Here is a 22,485-nt window from a genome sequence, read left to right on the forward strand (position 1 = left end):
GTTCGGTTCAAGCGGGGGGCGTCCGGGGCAGAGTTCTCACGGCGACGTCTGTTTAACGTGAGAGGGCCACATCGAATCCACGAGGCTGCATGCCACCGCCAAGCGCCTGATAGGCACGCACAGTTGCCGACAACTGTCCCTGCTTCATTTCAATCAGGTCGAATCTGGCTTCGTTCAGATCCCGTTGTGCCAGCAGCACTTCAACGTATTCGGCGCGAGCATTCTGAAACAGTCGTGTGGCAGACTCCACGGACGCTTCCAGAGAAGCCAATTGCTGTCTTTTGAGCTCGATACTCTTGCCGTAGTTTTCTACCTTGGTCATGGAGTTCATTACTTCGGTGAACGCATTCAGCACCACCTTCTGGTAATTGTAGACTGCCTGCAACTGCTCGGCATTCGCATTCAGGTAATCTGCCTTGATGGCCTTTCGATTGATTAGAGGGGCGACAACTTCGCCGGCTGCGTTGTAGATGATCGATTCCGGTGTAGAGAACAGGTAACGTCCGTCGAATGCTCGGTAGCCTACCCCCGCGCTCAGGACAAGTGATGGGTAGAAGCGGGCTTCTGCCACCTTCACGTCCAGCCCGGATGCCGCCAGTTCCTGTCGTGCCTGACGAATATCCGCTCTGTTCTGCAACAATTGTGATGGCACGCCGACACTCAACAGAGGCAGCTCCAGTTCGAAAAAGTCAACGGCTGCACGATCGACTTGCTGTGGAAACCGACCAGCCAGAAAATTGATTCTGTTTTCAGTCTCTACGATGCGTTGCTGAATCAGCAGCTTCTCACTTTGATTCTTTCTGACTTCTGCCTGAAATCGTTGAACGGCCAGTTCTGTTCCTCGAGCAGCTTCCTTCATTGCTGTGGCAACGTCTCGACTCTTTTCCTGCAGAGAGATGGTTTTGTCGAGAGTCTGCAGGCGTTGATCAAGAGCAAGCAGTTCGTAGTAGTTCTCTGAGATCTCTGCGACAAGTCTCGTGATGACGTAATTCCGTCCCTCGGCGGTACCCAGATAACGGAGACAAGCTGCATTCTTAGCGTTGCGCAGTTTCCCCCAAATGTCGATCTCCCAGGAAACATTGGTGGCAACCAGAAAGTCTGGCAGGGGATCCGGGAATCCGCGGCCGTTTACTGTCAACTGATCCTCGACGGCGCCCTGTGGTGTAAAGAAGCTGGGCTTCTCGACACCCGCCCCTCCTCCAAACCAGACAAATGGCAGGTATGCCCCCTGTCTCGCCATGATCTCGTTTTGAGCGATTCGAATGTCCTGAGCAAGAATTTTCAATTCCTGATTGTCGACCATGGCCTGATCAATCAGGCTGGTCAGCATCGGGTCATTGAAGAATTGATGCAGGTCAAGCTGTCCGGAGTTCTCGGAGCTCGTCTGTCCATTAAAGGTTGACGGAATCGCCTTACCGTGATCCGCACAGCACAGTTGAGGAACCTTGCAACCCGCCACGGTCGTTACAAGCGACAGGAGTGCCACGGCTTCTGGAAAGCGCTGCGCGAGGCGCTGAATTGCAGGGCGTTTAGAAACGCTCATGGATCTCATCCTTGAGGGCATTCGGGAAGTGGCATTCCATGCCAGTGAACAAATCTGTCCGGTTTTCGATCAGCGAGCGGTGGTCGAGAATCACACCCGACTCGATCGGTTCCTCGCGGATCATCCGAGGCAGCGTAGGGTATCCCGTGACTGACGGGAGATTTCTGCACCGATCCATTTGGTTCATCGGCGTGAGATTTCCGGATTGGAAAGCCGAACATTGAGGGTGCGGGGAACAATAAATAAGTTGATGGTACACGGGCATCACTGTTCAGGCTGACCCGCAAAACGCGTACGTCCGTCCCAATCGTTATTATGGTCGGGCTCGCTGAATGTCGCATTCAGTTCGGCATTCCCGGGAGTTTGGGCTCCGAGACAACGTGACGCGAACAACGTGACGCAGGCGACGTGACGCAGGCGACGTGACGCAGGCGAATTTCCAGGGAGCCAGTTAATTGGAAATCGATGGACGCTGCGGCACTGGATTCATGGCGACCCCTGCGGCTATTGCTGCCCCGGTTTTCGCCCGCCCCCCGGTTTACGGATACGCGGCGGGGCCCCCGCGTCTTCGGGAGACGGATTCGCAATCTCAATCATGCCACGCTTGATGGTGTTGGGCGACATTCGGAGGGCCTTGCTGACAAGTGCAATTCCGCCCCGGCCAAGACGCATAGCCTCTCGTGCTGCGTAAAATCGCCGCTCACGTTCATTCAACAGGTTCTCGTGCTGAGCAAATCGCTCCTGAATCTCTCGAATGATTGCTTCTCGGTCCATGGCAATTCAACGCTGTTCCTGAAGGGGCCCGTGTGGCAATGTGCTTCCCGACCGTAGATCAGGCCTTCTGTTCGCGTTCAAACAGTTCGCTCAGGGGGTTGTCGTGTTCGTCCCGGATTAATGCTTTGCCGTCAGCCATTTTTCCGAACAGGTAATAGAGTCCGGGAATAACCAGCACGCCAATGATGGTTCCGACAAGCATCCCGCCGACGGCGGTCGTTCCGATGGTGCGATTTCCAATGGCACCTGGGCCGGTTGCGCGTACCAGCGGAATCAGTCCGGCAATAAATGCGAATGACGTCATCAGAATCGGACGGAATCGAAGTCTTCCGCCTTCGATCGCGGCATCCTTTATACTGACACCTTCCTGACGCCGCTGCACTGCGAACTCAATAATCAGAATGGCGTTCTTCCCGAGAAGCCCGACGAGCATAACCAGCCCAATCTGCGCGTAGACGTCATTGGCAAGTCCCATGGCCTGCAGCAGCAGGAACGATCCGAACAGCCCAACAGGAAGGGAGATGATGACAGCCAGCGGAAGAATAAAGCTCTCGTATTGACCCACCAGAACCAGATAAACAAACATCACCACCACAAGGAAGATATAGACGGCTGTATTTCCTTTTTTGGCTTCGTCATACGACAAGCCCTGCCAGTCGATCCCAAATCCACGCGGTAGTGTCTGTTCGGCAACTTCCTGGATGGCAGCGATGGCTTCTCCGCTGCTGTAGCCGGATGCTGGTGCCCCCTGGATAGCGGCTGTGGTGTAAAGGTTATACCGATTGATTTCGTTGAGCCCCTGCTTCTTTTCCAGCTTCATGAAAGCCGAATAGGGAACCATTTCGCCGCGTTCGTTCTTCACGAACATATTTTCAAGGTCTTCCGGATACCGACGGAACTCAGGAGATGACTGAACGTAGACCTTGAAGAACTGGCCGAAGCGGACGAATCCCTGCTCCCACGTGCTCCCAACGACGATCGACAGATTCTCCATGGCATCGGCGATGGAGACGCCTTTTTGCATGGCAACGTCGTTATCAATGACCAATTCATATTGTGGGTAGTTGCTGGCGAAGAATGTGAACAACCCCTTCAGCTCTTTGCGTTTGGATAAAGCATCCAGAAACTTATCGGTCACCTCTCCGAGTTGCTGGTAGTCGCCGCTATTTGTCTTGTCGAGCAGATTCAGCGAAAAGCCACCCGCGGCACCGAATCCGGGGACTGCGGGCGGTTCAAAGAACTCCAGCTTGACGTTGGCAATCGCGCTTCCCTTTTTCTCCAGTTCTTCAATGATTTGTTTTGACGTCAGCTTTCGGTCGGCCCAGGGTTTGAGATTGATAATACAAGTCCCCGCATTTGACCCGCGACCTTCCGTCAGTACCTCGTACCCCGCAAGGGAAGAAACAGAAACGACTTCGTCCATTTCTTTGCAGATCGCGGCCAGTTCATGTGACTTGGAGTTTGTGTATTCCAGTGTTGAACCAGGAGGTGTCTGGATAATTCCGTAGATGATGCCCTGGTCCTCCAGCGGAATGAAGCCGGATGGCAGAACGTTGTTCACCAGGAAGATGCCGACACAGAAGCCCGCAACAGTCACCATCGTCAGGAATCGCTGTGTCACGATTCCTTTCAGTATCCACGCATAACCTCCCGTGAGCCGCTCGATGGCTCTGTCAATCCACTGGAGCATGATTGTCAGTGGCCCTCGCCATTTTTTCTTCCCGTGGTCGTGGGGTTTCAGCAGCATTGCACACAGGACCGGTGTGAGGGTCAATGCGACCACCCCGGACAGCACAATAGACATCGCCATGGTCAGCCCGAATTGTCGGTAAAAGACGCCGACCGGCCCTGACATAAATGTGACCGGAATGAAGACCGCTGTCATCACGAGCGTAATGGCGATAATCGCCCCGCTGATTTCTTTGACGACTTCCTTCGTCGCAGCGTACGGACTCAGATGTTTCGAATGCATCTTTTCATGGACAGCTTCCACCACCACGATCGCATCATCTACAACAACACCAATCGCGAGAACCAGCGCAAAGAGGGTGATCAGGTTGATGGACATTCCAAACATCAACATGAAGAAGAAGGTTCCGATCAACGATACGGGGACCGCCAGTGTTGGAATCAGAGTGCTTCGAAAGTCTCCGAGAAACAGGAACACGACAAGTGAGACCAGCACGAATGCTTCAAACAGTGTGTGGACGACTTTTTCAATCGAGGCATCCAGAAACTTTGAAACGTCATAACTGACCTCAAAATCCATGCCCGGAGGAAATGACGCTTCCTTGATTTCTTCTAACTTAGCCTTCACTTCTTCGATGACGGTCGTGGCGTTGGATCCGGGCGTCTGCTTGAGCACGATGGCTGCAGAAGGATCCCCGTCGATGTCCGAATAGAGGTCGTAGAATGAAGATCCTAATTCCACCGTCGCGACGTCCCTGATGCGCAGAATCTCACCATCCGGGTTCGCCTTCAGGATAATGTTCTCGTACTGCTCCGGCTTGTTGTAACGTCCGACCCAGGTCAGCACATATTCAACTGTCTGAGACGTCTTTCCCGTGGCCTGTCCGAGTCGACCGGGAGAACCGATCATGCTTTGTTCGGCGATCTTCTCCATGACGTCAGCCGCAGAAATGCTGTAGGCACGAAGTCGCTCCAGGTTCAATTCGATGCGCATGGCATACGCACGATTACCCAGAATATTGGCCGTCCCGACGCCCTGGATCCGTTTGATCTCGGGTAACAGGTTGACGGTGGCATAGTTGTAAAGAAAGTTCTGATCGACGTTCTTGTCCTTGCTGAAAACATTCACGTACATCAGCATGCTGGACATGTTCTGCAGAACAATAATCCCTTCGCGTTCTACGATCGGCGGCAACCGGTTCTTGACAATATTGATTCGGTTATTCACGTTCAGCACCGCGACGTTTGGGTCGGTGCCGGGTTCAAAGATGATCTGAATCGTGGCCTCTCCGGCACTGGTCGCTGAGGAGGTCATATAGCGCATGTTCTGCACACCATTAATTGCCTGTTCCAGTATCACAAGCACCGAATCGACCAGTACATTTGCGCTGGCGCCGGGATACGAAACTGCAACAATCACGCTGGGTGGTGCGACAGACGGAAACTGGGAAATCGGCAATGAAACGATTGCCAGGCCACCCATGAAAAGGATGAGCAGCGAGATGACAATTGCCAGCGCCGGACGGTGCAGGAATTTTGCAAACATTTGAAGGTATCTCTTATTCTGCGTGAAATTTCAGATGCTCAAGTGCCTCTTCAGGCGACCTGAATTCACACTCCACCTCTTCGCCATCGCGCACCTGGCGTACGCCTTCGAAGACGATTCTTTCGTCAACTTCCAGTCCGGATTCGATCACGTAGATGTCGTCCAGTTCATTCTGGATCCTGATTTCGCGCTGATGAACAACGTTGTGTTCGTCAACGACGTAGACATACTTTTTGGCGAGGATCTCGAACGTCGCTCGCTGAGGGATGACGATGGCGTTCTCATGCACTCGGCTGAGAAGCACCGTCCCTGTTTGCCCGTGTCTCAGCAGTCCGTCGGGATTCGGAAAGTCGGCTCGGAATGCAATATTCCCCGTCTCATTATTGAAGTCTGCCTCAATGGCACCGATGACGCCACTTCGCGGAAACAGGCTTCCATCCGCCAGCACAAGTTCGATCTTAAGATCATCGTTGTTCTGACTCGTCTTGTATTCCAGGTATCTTGCTTCGGGGACGTTGAAATACACCCACATGACATTGTTGTCAGACAACGTTGTCAGGACATCGCCTTCTGCTATCAGGCTGCCCTGCTGATGGCGCTGATGATCAATGATGCCATCAAAAGGTGCGCGGACGGTCGCAAAGTTCAGTTCGGCCTCTGCAAGTTTGACATTGGCTTCGGCTTTAGCCAGCTTCGCTTCGGCCAGCGCGACTTCAGGCTGGGCAACGACGTTCTGACTGAATAGTCGTTGTGTATTGTTAAGTTCGATTTCCGCAAGTTGCACTTCGGCGAGTTCCGCGTCCAGCCTCGCCTGATACAGGGTTGGAACAATCTTGAACATCGTTTCGCCTGCTTTTACGGCCTGTCCTTCTTTGACCGGGATGGCTTCCAGGTAACCGGATTCCAAAGCGCAGACATCAATGTGGCGATGCGAGTGAATCTGACAGACATATTGCTGCGTGAGAGTTACTGACTGCAGCTGAGGTGACGTGGATACGATCTTGTGGTGTTCATGTTCAACATGTTCTTCATGCTTGTGGCAGCCAGCCAGAACAGTCGACAGAAGCAGGATTTTCATTACCGGAGACAAATGTGTTTTCATGTTTTTACTCGGTGAGCTGCACGATTCATGGGCGCAGCGAGGGCGCACTGATTCACAGAAGACTCGTTCCCCATTTCCTTTTTGCAGAACACGAAACAGCTTCGCGTCGTTAATGAGGCATCACTGCGCTTTGCCCGATCACTTCAGATTCGGGTGCAGTTTGTCGATGCACGAGCTGCCGCATACGAATCATGGCGGACGACTAAAACGGATGGATGTGATGGTGAAATGCTCGCCTTCAACGACCACAGGTCACCGGGCCGTTGACCTCACTGAAGGAGGTGCCCAAGCAATCGCGATGCCAACTCGAACGAATTCCCGACCAGTTGTCGTGAAATAATCCATGTCGGTGACTCTGATGTGCAAAAGACTCGGGAATTCCATTGGTTCGGGAATGACCATCGTTACCAGCGAAGGCATCGGGGCGATCAAATTCTGGCCACGCACAGCGCCCTGAATGAACGGTGTCGAGCAGAATCAGGAAGTGCAGTCGCTGCAGTGCGCGTTCATTTCCCAGGGTGGCGAGAAAATGACACCGACCGACTTTGAACGATCAATTTACGGAGAGAAGCCGACTACTTCGTCTTCCTGGATTTCTTGTTTCCCGGTGTCGGTGTATTCCGGTTGCCGTTGTCTTTCTTCGACGCCTTCTTTCGACTCCCACCACGACGTTCAGCAGCCTCGGCCTCTTTGGTGCGAATATACGACTCACGAAATGCCTGGTCTGAGCGATTCTGAAAGACTGGCAGCATCGGGTCAGACGTGCGACTCATCCATGCTTCCAATTCCCGTCGGAGCTTCTCCGCGGTCTCCTGATGAGCGGGAGATGCGATCAGATTATGGAGACAATCCGGGTCATTTCGAACGTCAAACAGCTCTTCAGGAACCCGGTGCTGGTAGAGCTCATGGCGGAATCGAATGGCATCATCGACCCTGGCGAGTTCGGCCATCCGTCGGTATGTGGAGGTCCCGGTGGTTGCTGTGGCCATGACGCGTTCACCATTCGACCAGGGGTTGAAGATGTAAAGATATTCTGCAGTCTGTACGGCACGCATCGGGTCCCGAGAACCTCCGGCGTTTTCGTTGTACTCCTTGAAGACGTAATCTCGATCGCTTTGAGTTTGCCCCTTCAGCAGCGGAGCGAACGAGCGACCGTCGAGCCCTGCTGGATGATCGATGCTGAAGATGTCAAGCAACGTGGGAGTAAAATCCACGGCCGATACCATATGCCGGTTGTCGATACTGCCGGGCTTTGTAACTCCTGGCCAGCGGATCATCAGAGGTGTATGGGTGCTGTGGTGGTAGAGCTGTGTCTTGGCAAATGGGAGCGGCATCCCGTGATCGGAAAGGAACATGACCAGCGTTCTGTCCGCCAACTTTGATTCCTCAAGCGCCAGCAGAATCTGGCCGACCGCATCGTCCGCGCGTCGGACGGACGAATAGTAATGGGCAAGTTCTTTGTGAACGACAGGGTCATCGAACAGAAAACCGGGAATTGGCGTCTCTTCCGCCGTGAAGACTCGACTGGGGACGTATTCATCCGGAACCGTCTGCCCGCGATTTCCTTCAGCAAAAAAAGGCTTATGCGGATCTGCGATGTTGATCAATAGGCAGAACGGTTTGTTCTGCATGCCAGCTGCCTGAATCCCCTGCCTCGTAGCATCGCCGTAAGATACCGGGTCTTTTGTGTGGCGCTGACGTCCATTCTCTGCCGTATCAAGATTCAAGTCCCACTGATACGGTGAATAGGGTGTTGAGTGTGAGACCTTGTGCCGAATCGCAGTAAAGTAGCCCGCCTGCTTCATCAGGTCGCAGAGAACGGGGTAGCCGGGATTTCGAACCTGGTAAAAGCCCTCGACGCCGTTGTTGTGCGGATAACGCCCGGACCACATAACATTTCGTGACGGCATACAGTTGCCAACCTGCACGTGAGCCATTGTGAACCGAAGACTTTCGGATGCGAGCTTGTCGACATGCGGGCTGGTGTCCGCAAGCCTGCACCCGAAAACCCCGAGCGAATCCGCGCTCATGTCATCGACTGTGATAATCAAAAGGTTCAGACGCTGACTTTGTCCGACAGCGATGCAGGAAAAGAGGAACTGTCCAAGCAGAAAAGCAAGTACGATTCGTGTTGAAAGCATCAGCAAATTTCCTGCGCTTCAGGCAAATGAGGGACGAAAGCCATACGTTGGACGGGCTCTTGATCTGCGGCTTTCCGATCACATTCTGATGGCCAGGTGCCCTTTTCGCCACTCTGCCGGTTAATCCGAAGGATCATTGAGCGGAATTCGAATCATATGGGTGGCATGCATCGAGAATTGTCCTGAGCACAGATGCCCTCTTAGCGAAATCTTTCGTGTCGAGTATCATTCACGGCAGATAGATTCACATCATGGAATTGTGTGCGTGGGACAAAATCAGATGAAACGAGTGCAAAGCGAAATCATGTTGACGGAATCCTCGCCTCTTCGGGGCCAAAGCAGAGTCGTGGTGGCTTTAGCGAACAGCATTCTCCTGTTAGCAATTAGCTGTGGAATAGCAATTGGCTGTGGAACTCGGACGGATACGTCAGGACCCACTGGGGCCCCACAAGCCAGCTCTGAAAGAGATGGGCAAGTCACGACGCCATTCGAACTGCTGACGGAACTGAATGAATCGCAACAGCAACAAAAGGAAATTGCTCTTGCGGCGAAGGATGAATTGTTCAAACGTCTGTCCAATCGCCTGATGGGTGTTCTTCAAAACGATGGAGCCGCGAAGGCAATCGAAGTCTGCCGCGTCGATGCGTCCGCATTTTCGGAACAGGTTGGACATGAGTTTGGGGTAGAAATCGGTCGGACGTCTTTCAAACTCAGGAGCGGTGCAAATCCATCACCAGACTGGGCCAACAAGTTTGTTGAAGACAGAATTGATGAACCTCGTTTTGTGACTTTACCGCAAGACGCCTTTGGAGCGTTCCTGCCGATCATGCTTCAGAAAAAGTGTGAGATTTGCCATGGTCCCGAAGAGCAGATTGCGTCGGATGTCAGGGATGCCCTGAAACTCCATTACCCGAACGACAAAGCAACCGGATTCAGTGAAGGCGATTTGCGTGGATGGTTTTGGATAGAAGTTCCGCGAGACGCCAAACTCCCGTCTCACACATCAGAACAGCCGAAAGCGGAAGCACGAATTCCTCAATCGGGATCACCCACAATAAGGGTATGACGGCAACGAACCACTTCGCCGGGCCTGTGGATGTTGTTACGGATTTTTACTGCCATCATCATCCATGCAGCCATCATCGTCCATGCAGCCATCAGCGTCCGGACTGCCATCAACGTTCAGAATTGCGACCAACGTTCAGAATTGCCATCAATGTCAGAATTGCGACCAGTGACTCGACTGACGCCCGAGGGCGAGCCCAGTTTTGGCGAGCCCCGCTTCGGTCTTTGCTGTATCTTTTCGGAGCAGCCAATTAAGTTTCGGAACACAACGGTCAAGGCCGTGAAGGCGATGAACAGGGATCTGGCTCTGGAAAAACTGTCCGGACTTTGCCTGCACAACGCCGATGCTCTGCAGAAATCACTTCACTTCTGCGCTGAAAATGGCATCGGTTGTTTTCGAATCAACAGTCAGATTCTGCCGGTAAAGACTCATTCCGAATGCGGATACGATATCAGTGAACTTCCGGATGGAAACGAAATCATCCGGCGTTTTCAGGCGTGTGGTGAGTTTGCCGGGACAAATGACATTCGCTTGAGTTTCCATCCCGATCAGTTCGTCGTTCTGAATTCACCGCGCCCGGATGTTGTCGATCGTTCGCTGAGTGAACTCGAGTATCAGGCTGAAGTGGCTGAATGGGTGGGAGCGGATGTGCTGAACATTCACGGCGGCGGAGCCTACGGCAATAAGTCTGAGGCGCTGGGGCGATTTGCCGAATCCCTCAATCGCTTAACAGATCGCGCGAGAAAAAGGCTGACAGTTGAAAACGATGACACGACATACACTCCCGCTGAACTGCTGCCATTATGCCGGGCAGAAGGCATACCGCTTGTCTACGACGTGCATCATCATCGATGTCTTCAGGACGGCCTGACAGTCGAGGTTGCAACAGAAGAAGCCGTCGCCACATGGAATCGTGAGCCAATGTTTCACCTGTCCAGTCCGATGGACGGATGGAATGGGCCAAAACCCGAGCGACATCACGATTTCATTGACTTGAATGATTTTCCGGAATGTTGGCGGCAGAAGAGATTGACGGTCGAAATCGAAGCCAGAGCGAAAGAGCTGGCCGTGCTGAAGTTGATCCGGCAACTTTCTGATGACTCCTCGCATGCGGACGGCGTCATTCTGTGACTGCGTCTGTTGAACGGCTTGCACGTCAGTGAAACGCAAGCCAAGGTCTTCCGCGGCGCATTTCGGAAGCCTGTTCTGACGGGTCATGCAGGGAGCTTGCTTCGGTTGACCTGCAATCTCTGGTGACCGTCGCGAAACCAGCAGAATTTGAAATTTGCAAATCACTGGATGGCAGGCAATTCCACTTTTCACAGCCGGACAATGCGAATACGCTCCATTCGTGCTGCATGACTGGGCCCGCTTTCGGGAATCAGGATTCGTGCGTCGTTTGATCCGGGATCCCTGCGAATCAATCACAGTCATCTCAGCAAACCATTGATGGAACGCAGATGAACAGGCTTTTTCGAACATCTCGACATTTCGCCATTTTATTGTTTGCGGCGAGCATGTTCGGAAGGCAGGAGTTGTGTGCTGTGGCAGCGCAACTCGAGGAAATGAAGTTCGAAGAGCCCACAGCGGCGGCTCATCCGCACGGAGACCTTCAAACGTTGTCCGAGCTCCTGGTGATTGCGAGAGACCGCGACAGGCAATTGCAGGTTCTCGAAGAAAATCTCCAGGCGAATGGCAACAATTCCACCGGGGGGGCCGATCGTCCGTTTCTGGGCCCGGATTCGCTGTCCATTGATTCTGAAACTGGTGAAATCAAGGGACACTACGCCTGGCAGGTACGGCTTCTTCGAAACGCGTCGCCATCTGTGCGTCAGGCATGGGATCGGCGATGGTCGACCAATGCTTCTGTTGCCCTGAACCAGGCTGTCGCTCGACGTGACGCAGGTGCCATCTTATCAGTCGCGCGGAGTTATCCATTAACATCCGCCGGATTTGAAGCAGCACAACTGCTGATGGCACTGTTGATTGAAAAAGGACAGGTGCAGCAGGCATCAATACTGTTGCGTACCTGTGAATCAGTTTACGGTGCAATACCTCCGTTTGAGCGAAGGATGGCAGCCCTTCGACGAGCAATGCAGGAAGTGATGCGGCGTCACGGAAACGGTTCCGCATACGGTCAGCGATACGCAAACGCAGAATTGTTCCCGACTGTATCTGAAACCGATAGTCCACCGTGGCCAGAGCCGGTCTGGACGTGGCGTGGCGACAATCTGCTGTCTTCTGTGCCAGGTATCTCATCCGGGACTCATGTGTCATTTTGTAACTGGCAACCCATCATTTCGGGGGATCGAGTTCTTGTTCGCTCGCCTAAAAAACTGGCCGCGCTGGATCGATCTACAGGTGAGGTGCTGTGGTCGGTCCGATGCGACGTACAGTCAGAAAATACGGAGATGACAACAAGAAGCCGACCGCGCCTCTCGATTGATGAAACAATCCATTTTGATGATCCCCTGATGTCACGAGCGGCCTTCGGAAACTTCACATGCGATGGTCAGTTTGTGTATTTTATCGACGGCTTTGATGCCTCAAATCGCCGTGATCAATACTCCAATTCGCCTCGCAATGCAGATCCGTTTGGTCAACTCAGACTGCAGTTGGGGGGGCAACAGCGATTGCAGTTGATCAATCCTGGTGGGCAGGATTTCCCTTCGGACCTGAATAAGCGCCGCGGCATGGGTATTCGCCTGGTAGCTGTTCAGCTTGATGCAGAACAACGCAGCAACCCGATTGCATGGATTCTGGGCGACCAGAGTTTCCGGTACCGATTCGATTCCGGGGGCACTGAGCATCCAGGCGAAGGAGATCTCCGTGAAAAAGTGGAAGACGACCGACGCGATGCGGTTCAGGCTACAGGAACCGAAGATGTTCATTCCGGAACAGCGACGAATCCGTTCGACGGTCATTCCTTTCTTTCGAGTCCCGTCGGTTACGAGAGTCGGTTGTTCCTGCTGTCGACGTTGAATGCGAATCAGTTGCTGAGTTGCGTTGAACGGACGACTGGGGAGCTCATCTGGCAACAACCGCTGGTGTATCACGAGAGTGAGCCTCTTGCAGGTGTCACCGATATGTCGGCCGCGCAAACGGCATCCTCCCTCCATACGTGGAATGACGACGTCGTCTGCAGTCTCTGGAATGGCATCATTGTTTCCTGTCGACAATCCGACGGGGCGCTGAACTGGGCGACGTGCGTTGTGAATGATGACCTTGGGATAGCGGCAACGCGGCAACGACTGCTGGACGCCGATCAGGATTCGGGGATTGGATTTTTCAGCACGCTGCACGGCGACTTGATGGTGGCTTCCAGTCCCGGTTCAGCGCTGGTTTCGTGCGTGAATGTGGCTGATGGCCATCTACTCTGGCAGGCACCGCGTACGAATTCGCAGACAAAAGGGGCCGATGATCACTATGTCGCAGGAATAACAGACGGCAATGTGGTCCTGGTTGGGAGCCAGCACTGCCGTTCACTCGATCTTCAAAGCGGTATGGAAGTCTGGACGGCAGAAGTCATACCGTCCACGGGGCGCGCGTGGTGCACCGGTGATTTGTGTCTGATTCCGGAATCCAACGGCCGAATTGCTCAGGTTCGTGTTTCCGATGGAACAGTTTATCGTTGCGATCCACGCGTGCTGCCCGGTGGGTTACCACACATCTCCGGTACGGTGACGGGTGATGATCAGTACGTCTACGTGAGCGACACGGTTCAGGTGTCTGCGTTCCTTCGCAATGACGTGTTGCTGCAAAGAATGGAGAAACGGGAAGCTGCTCAGCCAACTCTGACTGACTTTCTGAAGTATGCCCGAAGCCTTGTGCTGGGCGATAAAACGCATGAGGCAATCAGGCTGGCGATTCGTACTTTAGACAGTCAACCTTCAGCTCAGCCCGAAGAGAGTCAACAGCGCGTTCGAGAAGCTCTGGAAACTTTTGCAGCCGAATTAATCCTGTCGACCGCCTATGAGTCTTTCGTGAATCGCGATTCCACATCCGGTCAAACGGATCTGGCCGTTGATGAGGTGATCGGTTACCTGGACTGGCTTCGTCATGTGCGTCTGGCGCGGCAGCACTCCGTTCTGTTTCATTTGCTTGCCGTCGCTTATGGTGTCGAAGAGCTCGATCTGTCCAGGATGCAGAAGAATGGTCGGTGGTTCCGTGACAACGTGACGATGACGGAAAGCTGGCAGATCAGCCCGATGCTGGTCGCGAATGCGATTGAAGGTGATCTGTTCCGGCAACAACAGGAAGCCACTTTCAAGTCATTAGCGCGATCACGACAGAGTTCGGTGGGGCTGCCTGTGACTCCGGCGGATATATCTGTGGCATCGACAATGCTGGCAGATGATGCAGACGCGGCTGAAGAAGTACGGGAATCACTGGCCGACCGAATGCTGCTGCGCGGTGATCTTGCGTCTGCGGAAGTTCTTCTGTTGTCTGAGTCGACAACAGAAGAACCGCAGCATGAAGTCCGTCTGCGCCAACTTCGCTCCTGGCAACCCGCCCTGGAATCCATTCAGAAAGCGAACGGGTTTTCCGAGCAGAATCAACCCGAAGATCAATCGCGTCTGGCAAAATCTTCTCAGGTCACAATTGGTGAAACGCTGCAGTTTCGGACGACCGATGCGATCAGCACTGAGATCGACCAGTCTGTGGGGAGAGCGATGATTCATGGTAGCGTCGAGAACCCGTTTGACCTGCATCGACGCTTTCTGTTCCGAGTCGATCAGTCACAGCTTGTTGTCTCTGGTTACGATCTTACAGATGGAAGCTGTACTGATCGCGTTCATCTTGACATGAAGTATCTGAGCAACGCCTGGAGCACCATATCTCCCCAGAATCCCTCCCTGATTGTTCTTTCAAGTCCCGATTCTGTGGCGGCGATCAGCGTTGTGCGTTCTGGTTCGGCGAAGCTGTTGTGGGATCGACCCATTGACGATCCCGTCCGAGCTTCCTCTCGAATTGAGATCGGTTCGATCGGCCGCGACCATTTGATTGTCCGCTCAGCCTCTCGATTGCATCGCCTGCACCCGCTGACAGGTCAGGTTCTCTGGAGCAACGCGTGCCCTCATTTTGATGGTGGACGGTACATGTTCCGAAATGAACAGATTCTGGGCGATGAAGCCACGACACTTGTCGGCTCGACAGGCGATCGACTTCTAAAACGATACTCAACCGTCGACGGTCGGAGACTTACACCGCTGAAGCTGGATGCCATTGAATTCGAAGGCAGCCTTGTCCTTGGCGGACGGATGCTGTGCCGTCGCGATGGTAGTCACCTTGCACTCATTGATATCACGACACAGCAGGATCTGTTCACGGATCACTCGATTGGTGTCTATGAGACACTTGAACCCGTGATTCGCGCGATTGATCGAAAACGCGCTGTCGCGGTCAGTAATCAGCAGGAGCTGCTGCTGATTGATGTCGAAAAGGCGCAATTGCTGCATCGCATTCCATTCGGTGGCCTGGTGAATACGCGATACATCTTTGGAATGACCGCCTTTCGGCGAAGCGGACGCCTGTTCGTTTGTATTAACGACGAGCAGGAAATAAATCAGCGATTTACCGCGGCCGGACGCCTGGATGATCTTCGTTTGCAATCCGGGACATTGATGTGCATTGATGAAACCACCGGCCGTGTCCTTTGGCATCGCCGAGTCGACCCCTGCGTTGCACCATCAACGCATGATGATCGGTGTCCGTATTTCGTCATGTGGACCTATATGCAGGGCCCACTGCCGGCTTTCAATCAGGGATTTCGAAGCAGACGTATCGAAAGGAAGATGAGACTGCAGGTCGTCAGTATGGAAACCGGGGAATTGCTGGCCGAAGATGCCACGCTGTATCCGGCCAATCCAATTCGCGCCACGTGGGAAGATGACCTGAAACTGCTGAAACTGTACTGCTCCGAATCCATTCTTACGGTTGCAACGAACTCAATCGATGCCCCGGGCTTTCAGTAATGATGGATGACGGAGATCAGACGCCCTGCGATGACAGAGCCCGCCGAAACGATCGAATTCAGATCATTCGAGTCGATCACCTGATGACCACTCTGGCTCGGCTCCGTGGGATCTCAACACCGATTGGCACAGACTTTTCCGGTCTGATTGCTTTGCAGGATGGACGCCCTTCCATTGCGGTCGGCTACAGTTTTGAACCTGACAATACACTTTCGCTGACACTCCCGATCTGGCTGAACAACCACGCCGTGTCCGAACTGAAGGAGCTTATCGGCGAGTGCATCCGAATGGCTTCGGAAGCGGGGCTCAAGGGTGCCCACTGCCTTGCGCCGATTTCTGAATCGTTTCAAATCGAGACGCTCCGTCTTGCCGGATTCAGAAAGGCTGCAACAGTTGTTTCCGTCGCGCGACGTCCTGTTGGAATCCAGTTGAACCACCTCCAGAACCGGGGTGAAAGAGAAACAGATTCAGAGATTGAATGGAACGCTCAACCGCTGTCCCCAAAGATGTTTGCCCAACGAAGCGACGATATTGTTGCGGCTCTTGAAGAAATCCTGTCAAACTCAACAGACCTTCTTCAAATCCCTCGCCCGTCGCCGGATGAACTGGAAGCGGTGTGGGGACAGAAAAATGGAATCGTGGTCACCGGATGCATCGGCAATCACGTTTGTGCTATCGCCTGTGTTTCGCTTAACAACGACCAGTCGTATCTTCGCGGAGAATCGGGCGGAAATACTTTTCCGGCGCCCTTTGCCTGTATTGAGTACATCGGCGTTGTTCCCAAATACCGTCGTCGAAGACTGGGAAGAAGACTGCTGGAAGAATGCGACCGCGTATTTGGTGACTGGATTTCAGAGAACAAATTCGGTTTGCATGTTGGCTCGACGATGGCATTTGTGGACTCTTCCAACGAACCCGCCATGCAGTTCTACGCGCGGTGTGGATTCGTGTCTGTGAATTCTTACAGTTTGTTGTTCATGGACGCTGAAGTGGGATAGCATAGACCACAAGTTACCTGATCGCCTGTTTGTGGCACCGAAGACAGATTGAAACGAATGACCAATCCATCCCTTTTCCCCTGTGGCAGACTGAGTGTCGTTCCGAATCGCCGAGAGATGCTGCGTCGATCCGGCTGTGGTCTGGGAATGCTCGCGCTGGCAGATCTGCTCGGTGGTTCGGCAAAGGCAGAACAGTCTCAGGAAGCCGTCGGCAGTCCGCTACAGCCACGCGAGCCGCATTTCACACCGCAGGCAAAAGCGATTATCTGGCTGTTTATGGAAGGCGCGCCGAGTGCAGTCGACTTGTTTGATCCAAAACCGGAACTCACAAAGAACGACGGCAAACGCGTTGATATCAAAGTGTTCTTCGGTGATCCCGGGCCGCTGATGAAATCGCCATTTCGATTTGATCAATATGGTCAGTCCGGGCAGTGGGTCTGCGAACACTACAGCAACGTTGCCAGACATGTGGACGACATCGCATTTATTAAATCCTGCTACAGCGAATCGGACAATCATGTTCCGGCGCTGTATCAGATCAACACAGGGATTCCCCGCCCCGGGTTCCCATCTGCCGGTTCGTGGATGACCTACGGCCTTGGCAGTGAAAATCAGAATCTTCCGGGTTATGTCGTACTGGAAAACCGTCAGGGCGTGAAGGGGGGGCCTCTTAACTGGGGCAGTGGTTTTCTTCCCTCCAGTTATCAGGGCACTCTGTTTCGATCGCAGGGTTCACCAGTGCTGAATCTGAAACGGCCTGCCGACATCACTGGTTCTGACCAGCGGCGACAGCTCGACCTGATGCGGGAATTCAATCAGAAGCATTTGCAGCACCTTCCGCACGAACGAGATCTGCAGGCACGCATCGAGTCTTTCGAACTTGCATTCCGAATGCAGTCTGAGGCAATGGATGCCGTTGATCTGACGAAGGAAACGGCGGAAACGCAGGAATTATACGGTTTGAATCAGGACCATTCGCGCTACTATGGAAGGAAGTGCCTGATCGCACGGCGACTGATTGAACGCGGTGTGAGGTTTATCCAGGTCTACAGCGACGGCGAATGGGATGCTCACAACAAGCTCACTCAAAACCATATCGGCCATTGCCGCGAAACCGATGTTCCGATCGCTGGTTTGCTGACGGATCTCAAACAGAGAGGTCTTTGGGACGACGTCCTGGTGATATGGGGCGGTGAATTCGGACGGATGCCAGTTTCACAAAGCGGCGATGGCCGTGATCACAATCCCAACGGCTTTCTCACATGGATGGCGGGAGCCGGAATTAAAGGCGGAGTCAGCTACGGTGAGACGGACGAAATTGGCTACAAAGCCGAGGTGAATCCGGTGAGCGTTCATGACCTGCACGCGACAATGCTGCATCTGATGGGAATGGATCACAAGCGACTTACCTGGTTCCACAATGGACGAAACTATCGACTGACCGATGTCGCTGGAAACGTCCTTCAACCAATTCTCCGATCCACTTAATGAATCTGTTCCGATGATGTTGCGGAAAGCCATCCACTCGTAAGACCAGGCAAATGCGCCGGGCATCTTGCCAATTCGGCTCTGGCCGCATTTCATTTCGGTCAGAGCAAGGAGGGCCCGTGACTTTGTGGACAGGATGTATCACGAAGTCTGTTGCAGCTTCCAGACGTTGAAACTGCGTTGCGGCTGCGGCGAACAGTCCGTGAAAATTCGCGGGAACCACGCTGTCGATCAGCGAGCCATCAGCAGAGCAATCGTGACGAATGGATCCCGGATATGTTCGATGATGGCTCCGGACGTGGGGCGGGCGGTGTCAGACAACCAGAATCGCCCCGAAGCCTCATCGACGTGGGCCGTCATGTGAGTTGTTCGCGAATGAGAGTTTCTGTTGATCATCGCTGCCATTTCAGACAATTCGAGTTCACGGCCGGATGGAGTAGTCACACGAAAATGACGATCATCTTCATCAATCATCAGTCTCCATGCCTTTGGTTCCGTTAAGCGTTTGTCATCATAATTCCTGACAACCACAGGTAGTGTTGTTTCCTCTGCCAGCCAGTGGGCCCGGTTGACAATGATCGGGTCGTCAGACAGCACCTGAAGAGGAGTTGAGGTGGCCGGCACCGCCTTCGCAGGAAACCAGCGTCGTACCCATTGACGATAATGCGTTTCGCAATCCACAACGTTGTGATGGCCTGATGTACGGACAGATCTCCCCTGCAACTGGTAATTCAGTGATTCCGGAATCTCAAGAATCAGTTGCTGCCGCGGTGCAGCAGACATTCGACGTGGAATCAGTAAGTTCGCCAGTGAATTATCAGGTTCCGGAGCCGACGCAAGGTGACCAGCCTCATCCGTTTCGTGCCGCAGCACGCGAACAGTGATTCCATGGTCCTTCCACACAACCGGAAGTGGATCTCCGTGCGAATCGAAAGCGTCCAGCCCGGTGTAATCCGGCCCAAAACCAGAACCTGTTACGAAGATTGCCCCGGCGGCAGCTCGCTGCTGGCGGAGTGTTTCGCAGACCGAAGCCGGGGTGCATCGACCCGCATCGATGATATCCAGACCGACTTCACGAAGTATTGCGGTTACCCCCACAAAAATGTCGGGAGAGGACGCTCGGTTGTCGTAACCGACGATGACGAATGCGCTGGCCGCGAACTCCGGGGGGAAGTCCTTTTCGGCATCACTGGATCGGGCGGGCTGCTGGGAAGAGGACACAGGGCCGCCGTTCGCGTCGGCCGTTGTCAACGATTCGGCTAGGACACGAACGATAGGAGCGATCGATTGTCGGGTGAGCTGGTTCAGGTACTGACCGCGAATGCCGTTCTCAGTCCGAATGATTCCCGTGGTTCTCTGAACTCGCACAAAGTGGTTTGTGCGCGTCGTGGAGCCGGAGATCCCCTCATGGTCCGAGCGGGCGTCGCAGAGATCGCATCCCCGCCACCCTGCCGATAGTCTGGCCAGATGGATCGCACGACCGATTGAATCGCCGTTGGGGCAGTTGTATGTCCGATTACCATCGATCGCAGACATGCACCACATCCTTGTCGTTATCTCAGGAGTCGGTCCGACTAAACGCCCCAGTGTGAGCGTCGAGCCTCTTGCAGCATTTCAAGACTCGGCCGATTCGATCCGTCCTTTCGTTTGAGACCTGTTTGGCCATCATCAGAATCCCAGTCTCGCCAGTTGAGGTAGTAGACTCCGGCAACGCGATCCTTGGACAGGCTCATCAGCAACGCCGCCTGTAGCCATTCGGCCTGTTCCGATTCGAAATCGGGGTCATCGCCTTCAAAGCTTCGAGGAACCGTCAGCATGACGTTGATCGGAAGCTGCAATGCCGCCCAGTGGTCCAGCAGTTGAGAGAAGCTCAGACTATCACGTGGCAGTGTCTTTCGAGGCGAATCCTGAATCCGAACGTCCAGGTTGATCTCTGCCAGGTTTACACCGCACCGCCGCAGAGTGTCGGCGAACTGTATCGGTGACAGCCGGTTGCGTGTCTGACTCAGGTACTCTCCCCACGGCTGAATGATGCGCAGGCTGATTTGGACATGTTCATCCACCTGACGTGCTGCTTCGACGGCTCGCACGACCATATTCAATCGTTGTTCTTCATTGAGCTGGCCGACTCCACCACAATTTGCTCCCGCGACAACTTCCCAGTGGCGGATGCGCCCCACATATCGGCCAACGACAGTTTCGACATAGTCGGAGGTGAAGCTCTGAAGATTCACGAGATCGCCGCTCCAGGATTCGAGCCATCCGGGAAACTTCGGCGTCGACAAATCCACGAGCGGGCCTCCCATAATCGACATGCGATGTTCCAGTGCCCATTCGACAAGTGCGTCGGTATGGTCCCAGGTATAGGTCCCGTCACTGGGCTCCAGCTGAGCCCATGGCGTGTCCACCAGTACCGCATTGAACGCCTGCAGAAAAGCCTCCTCATCTTCCGGCACTCGGTCCAGATGGCAACCGAGAAAGACGGGCAGATGGCCCGACCTGGATTTCCGGAATGTCAGCCGCTGTTCGGTGTAATGTCGACATAACAAAACGACCGCTTTTGCGGACATGTCCATCGAAAGCAGGGCTGCCGCTCCTGATGTTTCGGGAGCTTCCGTTCGCAGAACCGCGCTTCGAAATGACCGGTGGGCCTCGTGCATTAACCGATCGAGCTCTTTTGATGTCTGCAACCCGGACGTGGTCCAGGTGAAGTACTGATTGCGAAGCCGGGACAGCTGCCCCCGCAAGTTCCACTTCCAGGTCGTAGGGGCTTGACTGTTCTCGCAGACTGGTCGACTGGACAACCTGAATGTTGCCATCGAAGCCAGGCCAGGGAAGGCGAAGTTGACCGCTTTCCGGCTGCGATCGTTCACAGCGTAACGTGTGGCCGAGCAGAGTCGCCTGGGCAGGTAAGACGCGTCCATCGTACATCAGGAAGTCGATCACAGACAGATCTGACCCGCGCAGCAGCAGGTCAGGTCTGGCGACGCGAAATGTCATCACCCCCATGAACTATCCTTCATCCGGGCTCTTGCCCTTCTCTCCGCAGTGCTTTGTGTTGCTCCCAACCCGTCATCAGTGTCGCTTCCTTTTTTCGACAGCGGGAAGTCTACGATGATGTTGACCAATTGTTCAAACGGTTCCGGGGGTCTAGAATCGCAACTCATGCGAGTCCGCTCAGAAAGCCGATTGGGGCGATGAATCGGTCGCCAGATCGACCCCTCTCCTGCCATTGCGCCTTTTCCTCCGGAATATTGTTGATGACGAACGTCCTGTTGCAGAGTGAATTGCCCGGAATTCCAGTGCGCCGAGGGAAAGTACGCGATGTGTACGACTTTGGTGATCAGCTGCTTTTTGTTGCGACCGACCGAATCAGTGCGTTCGACTACATTCTGCCCAATGGCATCCCCCGCAAAGGTGAGGTGCTCACCCGAATCAGCCGGTTTTGGTTCGATTTGCTGAATGTTCCGAATCACTACGTATCTGACGACCTCCAGTCCCTTCCACTGCCCGAGGGGGTTGATGCGTCGACTCTGGCCGGACGAAGTATGATCGTCCGGAAAACGGACGTCGTGCCGATCGAATGCGTCGTGCGAGGATATTTATCCGGGTCCGGATGGAAGGAATATCAAAAGCAGGGGACAGTTTGTGAACAGAATCTGATTCCCGGATTGCTGGAAAGCAGCCAGTTGCCCGAACCTGTTTTCACGCCAGCCACCAAAGCCGAATCCGGGCATGACGAGAACATCAGTTTTGATCGAATGCAGTCCATCGTTGGGGCGGACCTTGCCAATCGATTGAGGGAATTAAGCCTGCAGATCTACGAAAAAGGCGCTCAACACGCGATAAGTCGAGGCATCATCATTGCGGATACCAAGTTTGAATTCGGGCTGCTGGACGGCGAGATCATACTGATCGACGAAGTTATGACGCCCGATAGCTCCCGGTTCTGGCCTCAGGAGTCGTGGCAACCTGGAATCAATCCGCCGTCGTTCGATAAGCAGTTTGTCCGCAACTGGCTGGAACAGTCAGGCTGGGACAAGAATAGTCCTCCACCGTCGCTGCCGGAGGATGTCATTACCCGAACCGCCGAAAAATACGCAGAGGCCTTCGAGAAGATTACAGGCACGGCATTCTGACAGGTACGGCATTCTGGCAGAGAG

Annotated in this window: 13 protein-coding genes; 6 read left to right on the plus strand and 7 right to left on the minus strand. The window is 53.9% G+C overall.

Features of this window, described 5'->3' with window-relative positions; translation table 11 throughout:
* Nucleotides 1-52 precede the first annotated feature (52 nt).
* The 5 genes from R3C20_23745 to R3C20_23765 form a co-directional block, all read right to left on the minus strand.
* Nucleotides 53-1,543 (minus strand): TolC family protein, encoded by a 1,491-nt coding sequence (locus R3C20_23745; GenBank protein MEZ6043522.1) that lies wholly within the window; start codon nucleotides 1,541-1,543, stop codon nucleotides 53-55.
* A 504-nt stretch (nucleotides 1,544-2,047) separates the two neighbouring features.
* Nucleotides 2,048-2,317, minus strand: a complete 270-nt coding sequence (locus R3C20_23750; GenBank protein MEZ6043523.1) for a hypothetical protein — start codon at nucleotides 2,315-2,317, stop codon at nucleotides 2,048-2,050.
* A 58-nt stretch (nucleotides 2,318-2,375) separates the two neighbouring features.
* Nucleotides 2,376-5,552, minus strand: a complete 3,177-nt coding sequence (locus R3C20_23755) for an efflux RND transporter permease subunit (GenBank protein MEZ6043524.1) — start codon at nucleotides 5,550-5,552, stop codon at nucleotides 2,376-2,378.
* 13 nt (nucleotides 5,553-5,565) lie between these two features.
* Nucleotides 5,566-6,654, minus strand: coding sequence for an efflux RND transporter periplasmic adaptor subunit (locus R3C20_23760; protein MEZ6043525.1), 1,089 nt, complete (start codon nucleotides 6,652-6,654; stop codon nucleotides 5,566-5,568).
* A 575-nt stretch (nucleotides 6,655-7,229) separates the two neighbouring features.
* Nucleotides 7,230-8,795 (minus strand): sulfatase, encoded by a 1,566-nt coding sequence (locus R3C20_23765; protein ID MEZ6043526.1) that lies wholly within the window; start codon nucleotides 8,793-8,795, stop codon nucleotides 7,230-7,232.
* A 280-nt stretch (nucleotides 8,796-9,075) separates the two neighbouring features.
* Here R3C20_23765 and R3C20_23770 point away from each other — a divergent pair, with 280 nt between their 5' ends.
* From R3C20_23770 to R3C20_23790, 5 genes are all read left to right on the plus strand, one after another.
* The gene (locus R3C20_23770; GenBank protein MEZ6043527.1) at nucleotides 9,076-9,861 is read left to right on the plus strand and encodes a DUF3365 domain-containing protein; all 786 of its coding nucleotides are present in this window, start codon (nucleotides 9,076-9,078) and stop codon (nucleotides 9,859-9,861) included.
* A 30-nt stretch (nucleotides 9,862-9,891) separates the two neighbouring features.
* Nucleotides 9,892-10,992, plus strand: coding sequence for a UV DNA damage repair endonuclease UvsE (gene uvsE, locus R3C20_23775; protein MEZ6043528.1), 1,101 nt, complete (start codon nucleotides 9,892-9,894; stop codon nucleotides 10,990-10,992).
* A 413-nt stretch (nucleotides 10,993-11,405) separates the two neighbouring features.
* The gene (locus R3C20_23780) at nucleotides 11,406-15,836 is read left to right on the plus strand and encodes a PQQ-binding-like beta-propeller repeat protein (GenBank protein MEZ6043529.1); all 4,431 of its coding nucleotides are present in this window, start codon (nucleotides 11,406-11,408) and stop codon (nucleotides 15,834-15,836) included.
* Nucleotides 15,836-16,834, plus strand: coding sequence for a GNAT family N-acetyltransferase (locus R3C20_23785; protein ID MEZ6043530.1), 999 nt, complete (start codon nucleotides 15,836-15,838; stop codon nucleotides 16,832-16,834). Before R3C20_23780 ends, R3C20_23785 begins: the two co-directional genes overlap by 1 nt.
* 57 nt (nucleotides 16,835-16,891) lie before the next feature.
* Nucleotides 16,892-18,322: a DUF1501 domain-containing protein gene (locus tag R3C20_23790; GenBank protein MEZ6043531.1), complete on the plus strand. Its 1,431-nt coding sequence runs from the start codon at nucleotides 16,892-16,894 to the stop codon at nucleotides 18,320-18,322.
* Between the two features lie 231 nt (nucleotides 18,323-18,553).
* On the opposite strand, the gene R3C20_23795 is transcribed toward R3C20_23790, so the two are convergent.
* Nucleotides 18,554-19,858, minus strand: a complete 1,305-nt coding sequence (locus R3C20_23795) for a hypothetical protein (protein MEZ6043532.1) — start codon at nucleotides 19,856-19,858, stop codon at nucleotides 18,554-18,556.
* Between the two features lie 38 nt (nucleotides 19,859-19,896).
* On the minus strand, nucleotides 19,897-21,069 hold the full coding sequence (locus R3C20_23800) for an endo-1,4-beta-xylanase (GenBank protein ID MEZ6043533.1): 1,173 nt from the start codon (nucleotides 21,067-21,069) through the stop codon (nucleotides 19,897-19,899).
* Nucleotides 21,070-21,582: 513 nt separating this feature from the next.
* Here R3C20_23800 and R3C20_23805 point away from each other — a divergent pair.
* Nucleotides 21,583-22,461, plus strand: a complete 879-nt coding sequence (locus tag R3C20_23805; GenBank protein MEZ6043534.1) for a phosphoribosylaminoimidazolesuccinocarboxamide synthase — start codon at nucleotides 21,583-21,585, stop codon at nucleotides 22,459-22,461.
* Nucleotides 22,462-22,485: the final 24 nt, after the last annotated feature.

The organism is Planctomycetaceae bacterium (assembly GCA_041398825.1).
Lineage (GTDB): Bacteria > Planctomycetota > Planctomycetia > Planctomycetales > Planctomycetaceae > F1-80-MAGs062.